This window comes from Roseicyclus sp. (assembly GCF_965662675.1).
Classification (GTDB): domain Bacteria; phylum Pseudomonadota; class Alphaproteobacteria; order Rhodobacterales; family Rhodobacteraceae; genus Roseicyclus.
Window position 1 is genome coordinate 1 of the sequence record NZ_CBFIIK010000164.1, and the last position, 3,692, is coordinate 3,692.

Genomic DNA, 3,692 nt, shown 5'->3' on the forward strand with positions numbered 1-3,692 from the left:
GGGCAGCGCGGGTGGAATGACCGCTCACGGCAGGCCCGCCGCCTGCCGCTCGGCGGCATAGGCGGCGTAATCGGGGCTATCGGCAAATCCCTCTTCCCAGCCGCGCTCCAACGCGCGACCGATCAGCATCTCAAAACCGAAGGTCGCCAATTCATTGACAGGCAACCCACCAAAGCCCGGCCCGCCAAGCCCCCGCAGATCGGCCAAGATCTCGATCGCGATGCCAAGATTTTCGCGGCTTGCCGCCCCCACCAACCCATAGACCAAGGCCGTCAGCCCGTGCAGCGTGCGCGGATACATCGCCGCGCGATCCTTGCGCGAGGTCTCCATCATCGCCGCGATCTGCACCGTGGCGGCGATCTCATCGGCCAGAAGGGCAAACTCCGCCGCCGCCGCCGCCCCCACCGTGCCCGCGATCATCACCTGCCGTTGCGCGCGATCCTGCATCGCCTCCATGATCCGGCTGACCCGCGTCCAGCTGCGCGGGGTGCAGGCGATCATCTGGCCCCGGCGCAAGCTCTCCTCGGTCGTCTCGAGCAGATCGGGCCGCGTGCGGATAAACGCCGCGACGGATGCGTGAATACCCGCCGGGATGGCGTAGCTCTTCAGCCAATCCTCCGGGTTGGCCTGCACGATCATATGGATCAACCGATCCGACAGCGCGCTGCCCATCTCATAGGCGATCGCCCCATCCTCGACCCGGTTGCCCGCCGCCACGATCATCACGCTATCGGGCAAGCGATGCCGCCCCACGCGGCGCTCCTGCAACAGGCCATAGACGGTGGGCTGAAGCGCGGGGGCGGCGGCTGTCAACTCGTCGAGAAACAGAATGGCGGGCGCGTCGGTGTCGGGCAGATCCTCGGGGCGGTACCAGATCGTCTTGGCTGCCTGATGATCGAAATAGGGCAAGCCCCGCAGATCCTGCGGCTCGATCGTGGTCAGGCGCAGATCGTACAGCTCCGCCCCGATCCGCGCGGCAAGGGTCTGGACCACTTCGGTTTTCCCCACGCCCGGCCGCCCATGCAGCATCCAGCTTGCGGTCAGCCCGCCGGCCGCTTGCGCCGCCCAGCCCGCCTCCAACACCGCCAGCGCCTCGCCCGCCGACACGACTGTCGCATTCACGCTCATGCCCCTGCCCCCCGTTTTTCCAAGGCGGCGGCCAGCCGCGCATGGGCCGAGACCGCGCGCGCTTCCTGCGCGATGTCGCGGATATAGCGATCCTCGCGGTGATTGACCGCCAATAGATCGCGCTCGCTCAACGCGGCATCGAACAGCCCCGCCAGTTCGGCGCGGTCGGCGGCATCGAGCGCCAAGAGCCGCGGCTGCGGCAGGGCGCATTGCACCGAGACCAGCGTGAGGGGCGCGACCCGCGCCAGTTCCGATTGCTCGATCACCAGCCGCAATTCCCCCTCGGCGATGCCGTGGCGCGCCGCGATCTTGCGAAGCGCCGCACGCGCCCGGAAACTCAACGCATCAAGCCGCCGCGCCGCCGTATCTTCATCTACCTCGCGCGCGCGCGCCGCCTTCGACAGGCGCAGCACCTTCATCTCGACAAAGGCGATCACGATCAGCATCGCGAGCGGCGCCTGCGTCACCGGCAGCGCCAGATCACGCGACGAAAGCGGGATCACCACGAAAGGCAACAAGGCCGAGAGGTAGCGAAAAAGCTGCATCTCGAAAATCAGCCGCGCCCATAGCCCCAGCCCCGCCCCCTTCGGCACAAGCTGCACCCGGCCGAAGAACTTCTTGGGCAGCGAGCGGGTCTCCAGAACGCGCGCATTGGCGATGGTGGCTTGGGTCACGATCAACATGGGCGCGAAGCTAGCCCGCAAATCCCCAAAAGCACCACCCGCGCGACGCTTTCTGTCGCTTCTTCGTTTCATAAATATCCCCGCCGGAGGCCACTGCCCGCGCCACCGCGCGCCCATGTGGCGACAAGGGCCGTGGCGCAGGCACTTTGCGCCGCGCCGCATCATGGGATAGAGGGAGGGAAATGTTCTCCGATCGGTGAAGTCCATGGCGCGTATCCCCCCCCTATCTTGCTTCAAGGCCTATGATATCCGCGGCCGCCTCGAGACCGAGTTGAACGCCGACATCGCCTATCGCATCGGCCGCGCCTATGCCGAGGTGATGGGCGCCGCCCGCGTCGTGCTGGGCCGCGATGTGCGCCCCTCGTCGGAAACCTTGGCCGCCGCCGTCGCGCGCGGCCTGATCGATGCGGGTGTCGAGGTGCGTGATCTGGGCCTCTCAGGCACCGAGGAGACCTATTTCGCCACCACCCATCTGGATGCCTGCGGCGGCATCTGCGTCACCGCCAGCCATAATCCGATGGATTACAACGGGATGAAGATGGTCAAGCGCGGCTCCGCCCCGATCGGGTTGGCCGATGGCATGGCCGCGATCAAGGCGCTTGCCGAAAGCGGTGAATTCGCGCCCCTCCGCCCCGGTGGGCGCATTACCGACGCCAGCGCCACCCGCGCGGCCTATGTCGCCAAGCTGATGGAATTCGTTGAACTTTCCGCCCTCAAGCCCATGAAGCTCTTGGTCAATGCCGGCCATGGCGCGGCTGGTCCCAGCTTCGACGCGCTGGCCCATGCGCTGACGGAGGCAAGCGCGCCGATCGAGATCATCCGCATCCACCACACCCCCGATGGCAGCTTTCCGGCGGGCATCCCCAACCCGCTTCTCGACGAGAACCAGCCGCTGACCGCCGGGCCGGTCGTGGAACATGGTGCCGATATGGGCGTGGCATGGGATGGCGATTTCGACCGCTGCTTTTTCTTCGACCATCAGGGCGGGTTCGTCCCCGGCGAATATGTCGTGGCGCTTCTGGCCGAGGCGTTCTTGGCCAAGGAACCGGGGCAAAGAATCGTCCATGACCCGCGCGTCATCTGGGCCACGCAAGACCGCGTGCGCGATCTGGGCGGCAAGGCGATCCAGTCGAAATGCGGCCATTCCTTCATCAAGCAGACCATGCGCGACACCGGCGCCGTCTATGGCGGCGAGATGAGCGCGCATCACTATTTCCGCGATTTCATGGCCTGCGACAGCGGCATGATCCCGATGCTGCTGATGATCGAACTGGTCAGCCGCCGGGGCCAAAGTCTCAAGGATCTGCTGACCGAATTGCGCGCGTCCTACCCCTCTTCGGGCGAGGTGAATTTCCGCGTCGCCGACCAAGCCGCCGTGATCAAGGCGATCGAGGCGCGCTATGCCCCCTTGGCGGTGGCGCGCGACGAAACCGATGGCCTCTCACTCGCTTTCGCGGATTGGCGCTTCAACCTGCGCGCCTCCAACACCGAGCCGCTCTTGCGGTTGAATATCGAGGCGCGCGGCAAACCCGATCTGGTGGCGGAAAAACTGACCGAGATGCGGGCGCTGATCACGGGCTGAAGCGCCCTAGCGCGCGACGCCCAACAGGCCCGCCACATCCAGATACGCCTCCATATGCGCGGCAAGACCATCGAGGGCGGCCTCGACCTCGGTGTCGTAAGCGGTGCCCCCGGCCGCCACCCCGAAACCCGCAAGCCATGCGGCGCGAAAGGCATCATTGCGGAACATGCCGTGCAGATAGCTTCCCTGCACCCGCCCATCGCGGCTGACGGCCCCTTCAGCGCGGCCATCGACATGGGCGAAGGGGCGCGCGCAATCGGCCCCGTCGGTCCGCCCGATATGGATTTCGTAACCCGCGA

3 protein-coding genes and 1 pseudogene are annotated in these 3,692 nt (G+C 66.4%); 1 reads left to right on the top strand and 3 read right to left on the bottom strand.

Going from position 1 to position 3,692, the window contains the following annotated elements; translation table 11 throughout:
• Positions 1 to 24: 24 nt before the first annotated feature.
• Positions 25 to 1,128: an AAA family ATPase gene (locus ACTG4J_RS15010; RefSeq protein WP_439140543.1), complete on the bottom strand. Its 1,104-nt coding sequence runs from the start codon at positions 1,126 to 1,128 to the stop codon at positions 25 to 27.
• Positions 1,125 to 1,811 carry a hypothetical protein gene (locus ACTG4J_RS15015; protein ID WP_439140544.1) on the bottom strand — a complete coding sequence of 229 codons (687 nt, stop codon included), beginning with the start codon at positions 1,809 to 1,811 and terminating at the stop codon, positions 1,125 to 1,127. Before ACTG4J_RS15015 ends, ACTG4J_RS15010 begins: the two co-directional genes overlap by 4 nt.
• 214 nt (positions 1,812 to 2,025) lie before the next feature.
• Here ACTG4J_RS15015 and ACTG4J_RS15020 point away from each other — a divergent pair, with 214 nt between their 5' ends.
• Positions 2,026 to 3,393, top strand: coding sequence for a phosphomannomutase (locus ACTG4J_RS15020; RefSeq protein ID WP_439140545.1), 1,368 nt, complete (start codon positions 2,026 to 2,028; stop codon positions 3,391 to 3,393).
• A gap of 6 nt (positions 3,394 to 3,399) precedes the next feature.
• On the opposite strand, the pseudogene ACTG4J_RS15025 reads toward ACTG4J_RS15020, so the two are convergent.
• Positions 3,400 to 3,692, bottom strand: a pseudogene (locus ACTG4J_RS15025) (cobyric acid synthase); the annotation flags it as partial.

Bases quoted from the DNA above. Each gene is read 5' to 3' on its own strand.
- ACTG4J_RS15015 (WP_439140544.1), bottom strand. From the start codon at position 1,811: ATGTTGATCGTGACCCAAGCCACCATCGCCAATGCGCGCGTTCTGGAG.
- ACTG4J_RS15010 (WP_439140543.1), bottom strand. From the start codon at position 1,128: ATGAGCGTGAATGCGACAGTCGTGTCGGCGGGCGAGGCGCTGGCGGTG.